General features: G+C 47.5%; 7 protein-coding genes. 4 read left to right on the top strand and 3 right to left on the bottom strand.

Going from position 1 to position 7179, the window contains the following annotated elements:
* Positions 1–114 precede the first annotated feature (114 nt).
* Positions 115–702, top strand: a complete 588-nt coding sequence (locus H6S82_RS12570; protein ID WP_191056275.1) for a type II secretion system protein — start codon at positions 115–117, stop codon at positions 700–702.
* Positions 703–827: 125 nt separating this feature from the next.
* Positions 828–1364 carry a type II secretion system protein gene (locus H6S82_RS33980; RefSeq protein ID WP_190471105.1) on the top strand — a complete coding sequence of 179 codons (537 nt, stop codon included), beginning with the start codon at positions 828–830 and terminating at the stop codon, positions 1362–1364.
* A gap of 102 nt (positions 1365–1466) precedes the next feature.
* On the opposite strand, the gene glgB is transcribed toward H6S82_RS33980, so the two are convergent.
* The 3 genes from glgB to H6S82_RS12550 all read right to left on the bottom strand — a co-directional run bounded on the left by glgB (position 1467) and on the right by H6S82_RS12550 (position 4879).
* Positions 1467–3788, bottom strand: coding sequence for a 1,4-alpha-glucan branching enzyme (gene glgB, locus H6S82_RS12560; protein ID WP_322111979.1), 2322 nt, complete (start codon positions 3786–3788; stop codon positions 1467–1469).
* 371 nt (positions 3789–4159) lie between these two features.
* Positions 4160–4483: a hypothetical protein gene (locus H6S82_RS12555; protein WP_190471112.1), complete on the bottom strand. Its 324-nt coding sequence runs from the start codon at positions 4481–4483 to the stop codon at positions 4160–4162.
* 195 nt (positions 4484–4678) lie between these two features.
* On the bottom strand, positions 4679–4879 hold the full coding sequence (locus tag H6S82_RS12550; RefSeq protein ID WP_190471116.1) for a hypothetical protein: 201 nt from the start codon (positions 4877–4879) through the stop codon (positions 4679–4681).
* Between the two features lie 257 nt (positions 4880–5136).
* Between H6S82_RS12550 and H6S82_RS32720 the strand changes: the two genes are divergently transcribed.
* Both H6S82_RS32720 and H6S82_RS12540 read left to right on the top strand, forming a co-directional pair.
* Complete coding sequence (locus H6S82_RS32720) at positions 5137–5856, top strand: hypothetical protein (RefSeq protein ID WP_199317882.1); 720 nt, start codon at positions 5137–5139, stop codon at positions 5854–5856.
* Between the two features lie 146 nt (positions 5857–6002).
* A partial coding sequence (locus tag H6S82_RS12540) for a penicillin-binding transpeptidase domain-containing protein (protein ID WP_277926409.1) occupies positions 6003–7179 on the top strand: 1177 nt, incomplete at its 3' end.

Here is a 7179-nt window from a genome sequence, read left to right as displayed (position 1 = left end):
CCACTTCTAGCGATCAAAACCCAAGCAGTAGCCCGTGGAGTTATTGATAAAAAACCTGCCCAATAAATATCTTAAGTAATTCCTTTACATATCCTGCTTTATTGAGGAAAAAAAATGAAGCCTATCTCAAAACAAGCAATAGCTGGTGTCACTTTAATAGAAATGCTCGTCGTTATAGCGATTGTAGGAATTTTGGCAGCAATAGCTGCCCCCAGTTGGCTGGGATTTTTAACTAGACAACGAGTAAATACCGCTCAAGCCGAAGCTTTTAGCGTATTGCGGGAAGCCCAAGCAAATGCCCAGAGAGAAAAGCGAGTTTGGCAAGTCTGCTTTCGCGATTACCCTGATACCGATGGCATAAATAGGGTGCAATGGTCTGTTCATTCTGTTCCGAATGAAATTTCTGATTTTAATTGTGCTAGCACTCAAGCTAACCCTTGGAACAATATGACTGGGGAAGATAGCGATAAAATTACCATTGATACCGCTAATACAACTCTACCAGCAGCACCTGCTGGCTACTACAGGATGAGATTTCAGTACAAAGGTTTGGTTCATGATGACGATCGGGCAGCTTTGGGAAGCAATGGAGTAAAAATCACGTTTAAGCCTCGCAATCAAGCAGATGGTTCGAGGCGTTGTGTTTTTGTTGATACCGTACTGGGAGCTATGCGTGCAGGTAATAATAATGATTGCCTCTAAAGTGGTCTATTAGATCGGCAAGTTATACCCAGTCGCTCATAGGGAAATCGAATATAAAAATATGGTTGCCGGATAGCTAGCTTAAGTCAGAAAATTGAATTAAGTGCATCTTTTGTGTTTATAAAATGAAATATACTTCCTCAAGTTTCGATAAGGGGTTTACCCTGGTCGAGATGCTTGTAGTTATTGCAGTGATTGGGATTTTAGCAGCGATCGCGGCCCCCAGTTGGCTAGCATTTTTGAATCGCCAGCGCCTCAACGCAGCTCAAGCTGAAGCTTTGAGTGCCATGCGCGAAGCGCAAATCAACAGTAAAAGAGAGAAGCGAGTTTGGCAAACCAGCTTCCGGACTCACAGCGATCGAGTGCAATGGTCTGTACATCCAGAAAACCTACCCACAGATAGTTTACCTTGGAACAACTTGCTGGGCGAAGATGCTGACAACATTGCGATCGACCCATCCAACACAACATTGTACACAAGCAATGGCATTCATCGAGTACAGTTCCAGTACAAAGGACACGTTAACGGACAGTTAGGCAGAATCACCTTTATTACTCGCGGTCAAAATAATTCTACCAACGCTCCCAAGCGCTGCGTTTGGGTCTCCACATTGTTGGGAGCGTTACGCACAGATAGCGATCGTAACTGTTTGCGAGATTAAGGGCTGGGGAAGAGGGAAAATATTAATTCTCCCGCTCTCCCACTCCCCCACTCCCCCACTCTCCCGCTCTTTCCCGACGCCCGATGCCCGACGCCCGACGCCCTACTCCTCCAACTCTTCCTCAAATTCCAGATTGGCCGCTTTCAGTGCTTGAGCCGTCTTCTCCTTATCCAGCTTCAAAATCAGCACCCCTAGCGGTGGCAAACACAGATCCAGCGAATGGTAATGATTGTGGTAAGTCCACTCATCAGTCCACTTACCGCCTAAATTCCCCATATTGCTACCACCGTAGTGACCGGCATCGCTATTAAACAGTTCCTTGTAAAATCCCGGTACAGGCACGCCCACCCGATAATGGCTGTGGGGCTGAGGTGTAAAATTACACACCGTCACCACAAAATTACTGGGGTCTTCCTTATCCCGACGTAGGAAGGAAACTACACTGTGGCGATTATCGCTGCAATCAATCCACTCAAACCCACCATCACCGAAATCCCAACTATACAGCGCAGGTTCGTTTTGATACAAGTGGTTCAGTTCAGTCATAAACTTCACCAGCTGTTGGTGCGCCTCAAACTGGAACAAATGCCACTCCAAATCTCCCCACACATTCCACTCACTCCACTGACCGAACTCCATACTCATAAACAGAGTCTTCTTGCCGGGGTGAGTATACATATAAGTCAACAAAGCTCGCACATTGGCGAACTTCTGCCACCTGTCTCCCGGCATCTTACCGATCAACGGACTCTTGCCGTGTACCACCTCATCGTGAGACAGCGCCAGCATATAATTCTCGCTGTGGTGATACCAAATACTAAAGGTAATGTTGTTTTGGTGAAACTGGCGGAACCACGGGTCCATGTGGAAATAATCCAGCATATCGTGCATCCAGCCCATATTCCACTTCAGGTTAAAGCCCAAGCCCCCCACATAGGTAGGCCAAGACACCATCGGCCAAGAAGTTGACTCTTCTGCGATCGAAAGAATACCGGGGAAGTAGCTAAAAATGACATGATTTGTCTGGCGCAGAAAATCAGCCGCCTCAATGTGTTCGCAACCGCCGTACTGGTTCGCCACCCATTCCCCATCCGGGCGCAAATAGTTGAGGTAGAGCATAGAAGCCACCGCATCTACCCGTACCCCATCAATATGGTACTTGTCAAACCAGAACAGGGCGTTGGCTACTAGGAAATTACGCACCTCATTGCGACCGTAGTTGAACACCAAAGTGCCCCACTGTTTGTGTTCGCCCTTGCGGGGGTCGGCGTGTTCGTAGAGGTGGGTGCCATCGAAGAATGCCAAACCGTGACCGTCTTTGGGGAAGTGACCGGGTACCCAATCCAGGATCACCCCAATACCGTTTTCGTGACATTTGTCAACAAAATACATGAAATCTTGGGGCGTACCGTAACGAGATGTCGGCGCGTAGAACCCCGTCACCTGATATCCCCAAGAGCCATCAAAAGGATGCTCTGCGATCGGCAATAATTCAATATGCGTGAATCCCAGTTCCTTAACGTAGGGAATCAACTTTGCCGCCAACTCCCGATAAGTAAGAAAACGAGCCCCCGGTCTGAGTTCCGAGACAACTACCACCGGCTCAGTTTCCCCATTTGGCAACTTAGCCGGTTCATCAGCAGCAGCGTGCAACCAGGAACCCAAATGGCATTCGTAGACAGCCACCGGTTTGCTCAGGGGGTCAGTCTGACGGCGCTTTTCCATCCAATCGCTATCGTGCCAGGTGTAGGTATTTAAATCTGTGACAATCGAAGCAGTTTTAGGTCGCGCTTCCTGCTGGAAACCGTAGGGGTCGCTTTTTTCGTAAATATGACCCGCATAGTTTTTGATTTCAAACTTATAGTGGACTCCCACTTCCAATCCCGGAATAAACAGTTCCCAAACGCCATTGACCAGTTTTCGCATCTGGTGTTTGCGACCATCCCACCAGTTGAAATCCCCCAAAACAGAAACATTACGCGCATTGGGAGCCCAAACTGCGAAATACACACCTTTAACGCCTTCCACCTCTGTTAGGTGCGCCCCTAACTTCTCGTAGATCCGATGGTGATTTCCTTCCCCAAATAAATGAATGTCAAAGTCAGTCAGCAACGGAGAGCGGAAGGCATAGGGATCGTAGGTGACCCGCTCGTGTTCTCCTTCTTTAATCCGCAGTTGATAGTTCGCTAATTCCGGTATATCTATGGTGCATTCAAAAAAATGAGGATTATGCACCGCTTGCATCGGGTATTGTTTGCGTTCCTCTGGCAGAACTACCCACACAGCGTCAGCATTGGGAAGGTAGGTTCGCACTACCCAAACAGTTTTGCCATTTTGCTCTACAGAATGGGGACCCAACACTTCAAACGGGTCTTGATGCTGATTCCAAACAATCCGGTCAATCTGCTCAGGAGCAATGGTCATGGACATGAGGCTACCTACCTAAGAGGAACTTACTGACTTGTTGAGACAGGACAGAGTTGCAAAAGCACTTTATATTTTTATACATTTTTTCATGTATTTACATCTTCTGCTAGAGGAGCGCCTGAATTACCCACAACAATATTGCGCCAGCGCTATTGTGGGCCTCCGGTATTTATGGCGATCGCGCTTGCCTATTGGCGGCCCAAATGCTTGTGCGATCGGGTATTGCCAATAGACATTTCCGCCAAAATAATCTTAAAAGCAGGCAGGATGGCTACCCCACCAGAATTTTTGCAGATATCTAATGCCCAGTCCCTCAAACTAGGCTTTTCCAGTACGAGTAGAGATCTATCCCCAAAGGCTAATGATTGCTAAAAATGCAAAAATGGGAAAAGTTTGCGGAGCGGATAACTTAAACGCAGCAAAAAGATTAAATGCTGCACTTCCGGATCGACTTGAGGTCTTTGAAATTGTGGTTCTCGCAAGCTTGCGCTTAACTGAGCGTACTCAGCGGCACTTACAGGTTTACCATCGATCGGCGATCGCGCTCCTGTAATAATTTCTGTCCGCAAAACTTCTTCCGGTGTATCCTCTGGCGGTGGTAAGGCTAGTATGGGCGCAGATAAAGCAAGCAGCACCGCACTAGAGGAGTAGAAAAACAGCAGTTTTCCGATATAGGGAAAAATTCTATTCATTAGATCCTCTTGCGATACTGCCTGTGTATTGGTTTAATACCAGCGCTGGTAACTTACAAACAAGCCCCACCTGGATTCAGTAGAATCAGGTGGGGTGATTAACCCCTTATCCTCTGATAACTTTTTGCTAAGGTTGATTACTTTGCTCAGTAGTCGGACTTATGCCAGCCGATCGTCAGAGTAGCGAAAACCAGCTTAGGGCGATTTAGTAGGAGCAGGAGTTGCAGGCGGTTTAGCCGGAGTAGCTGCCGGTGGGGCTGGTGGTTTGGCAGGCGGAGAAGCTGCTGGGGGAGAGGCGGGAGATGGACTGGTGGTATTTTCGCCACCGCCTTGACAGGCTCCCAACGTAGCCGCCAAGCCGAGTCCGAGAAACAAACTAACGATTTTCTTGTTCATACACTCCTCTGTTAACGATTGCGTCACAATTCGTAACTAGATGATGATAACAATACTTTATTTACTAAGCTAGCGTGCAAATACAACCCAATTTTTGTTTGGGAAGCAAAGCTACCACTTTTGACATGATACTGCAAAAAATGTGGATTATCTCTTAAAGAAGTCATTTTGTCCAGATTTGACAAAGACTAACTCTCGGATCTCGACAGGATACGTAAGATTATTTCCATTCGGATCTTCAAACTGAGGTGAGAAGATTGTTTAAGGGCAAAGATGGCTATTACAATCAGATCTCTACTCAGTTCAAAATCCCAATCCCGAAAAAATATGTGGAAATGGGAATGTATATCAGATTGGTACAGCATATGTCGATCGCCCCTAAATCTGTGTTTTCTGCCAAAAGGCTACCATTCAGAAGATCGGTTGTTACTGAAATCGAAGCTCAAAAAAAGGCGGTCGGCAGCAGATCCCAAAGCTCATTACGACAAATGGGAGACAAACAAGCTAAGCTGAAGCTAGAGCAGGCAGCGACAAAGCGCTCGCGCCCAGTCCGCGAGCCGGGATCGCACTCAATTAACGATAAAACTGTCAAAATTAAGCCTCAGTATGAATCTATACCAGCTTGGTTAAATGCTGCCATTTGGCTGCAACGCAGCTCGACAGTCGTAACTTTTTTCCTGGCAGGTGCGGCGCTCTTCGTTTACGGCGGGACAGTATATTCCCAGCAACTCTGGAGCCGAGAATACCGCAAACTGGAAATATTGGAGCGAAAAGAACGTCAACTGACGGCGGCGGGTGAAGTGTTAAAAAATAAACTTGCCGAGGGCGCAGAAAACCCCGATACAGGTTTGGTTTCCCCAACTCCAGAAAATAATTTGTTTCTCGTACCATCACCACAGCGATCGGTTCCTACAGAAAAAACGCCCGCCCCCTCAGTTTCCCATCCTCAGCTAACTCCAACACCAGTAGGGTACTAAAGAGAGTGGAAGTCTGGCAGAAAATGCAAGCCAATCTCCATCCCGCAGTGTTTGCGCTATCAATTGAAAAGAACTCAATCTAACTGGGAAGCATTCAGCAATAATTCACCAACAATTGTTATCGCCATTTTTGTACAGGTTTTGATATGGCTTCACCCGAGCCTCCCTCTTCTCGTTATGCTGGTAGGCGTCGCAGCAGAAACCCACAATCCAAGCTCAAACAGCCCCCTGGGCGACGCAAAAGCTCAGACAAGCAACAAGCACAGGTTGGGGCTAATTTAGTAGCTCCCATCGCCAAACTCCGCCAGCAAAATATCTCTGCTTGGGAACGCAAGTTTGGCGCAAACAAAACAGGCAAGATTTCAGCATACTCAGAAACCGATCGGCGATCGCACAATCCCAAATCTCAGCCACAACAAGCACCGTTGCACAGAATTATAGTAGTGTGGATCGTTTTAATTGTGAGTGGATTGAGCTTAGCCTGGAATTTGTATCGGCTGCAAGTTGTTCGCGGGCCTGTACTGGAAGGCAGAGCAAAGCAGCAACAAGCTGTTACCTTACGTCCGTATGTGCCTCGACGTCCCATAGTTGACCGCAATAACAACATTCTGGCAATCGATCGCCCAGCTTACACTTTGTACGCGCACCCCAAGCTATTTAAAACTTCCAAACAAGAAGTGGCCACAAAACTTTCCCCTCTGTTAGGTCGTTCTGCCGAAGATCTGGAAAAACTATTCAACAAAACAGAAAGTGGGATTCGCCTTGAAAATTCCTTATTGGAAGAAGTAGCCGATCGCATCGTCGCCTTGCGAGTGGATGGCCTAGAGTTATTGCCCCATTACTCGCGCCTCTACCCGCAGCAGGAACTTGCCGCAGACATTGTGGGCTACGTGGATATGGATCACATCGGTCAAGCAGGTATAGAACGCAGCCAACAAAATCTGTTAGAACGTTCCATCAAAGCCGTCAGGCTGAGTCGGACTGGAAATGGTGCGATCATGCCCGACTACGCGCCAATCGGAGTAATGAATACAGACGATCTGCGACTGCAACTGACTGTAGATAGCCGACTCCAACGCGCTACCCGTTCTGCCCTCAAAGAAAAAATTGCACAATTCCAGGCCAAGCGAGGTACGGCGATCGTTATGGATGCGCGGGATGGTGCCTTACTGGCAATGGTTTCCGAACCTTCCTACGATCCAAACCATTACTCCAAATATAATGTAGAACTGTTTAAGAATTGGGCGCTGACAGACCTTTACGAACCGGGCTCGACTTTCAAACCGCTCAATGTGGCGATTGCCCTAGAAACTGGAGCGATCG

Origin of the sequence: Planktothrix sp. FACHB-1355 (genome assembly GCF_014748295.1) — a bacterium.
Classification (GTDB): Bacteria; Cyanobacteriota; Cyanobacteriia; order Cyanobacteriales; family Aerosakkonemataceae; genus Aerosakkonema; species Aerosakkonema funiforme_A.
Note: the sequence above shows the minus strand (reverse complement) of the source record. Positions and strands in the feature narration are given on the sequence as shown.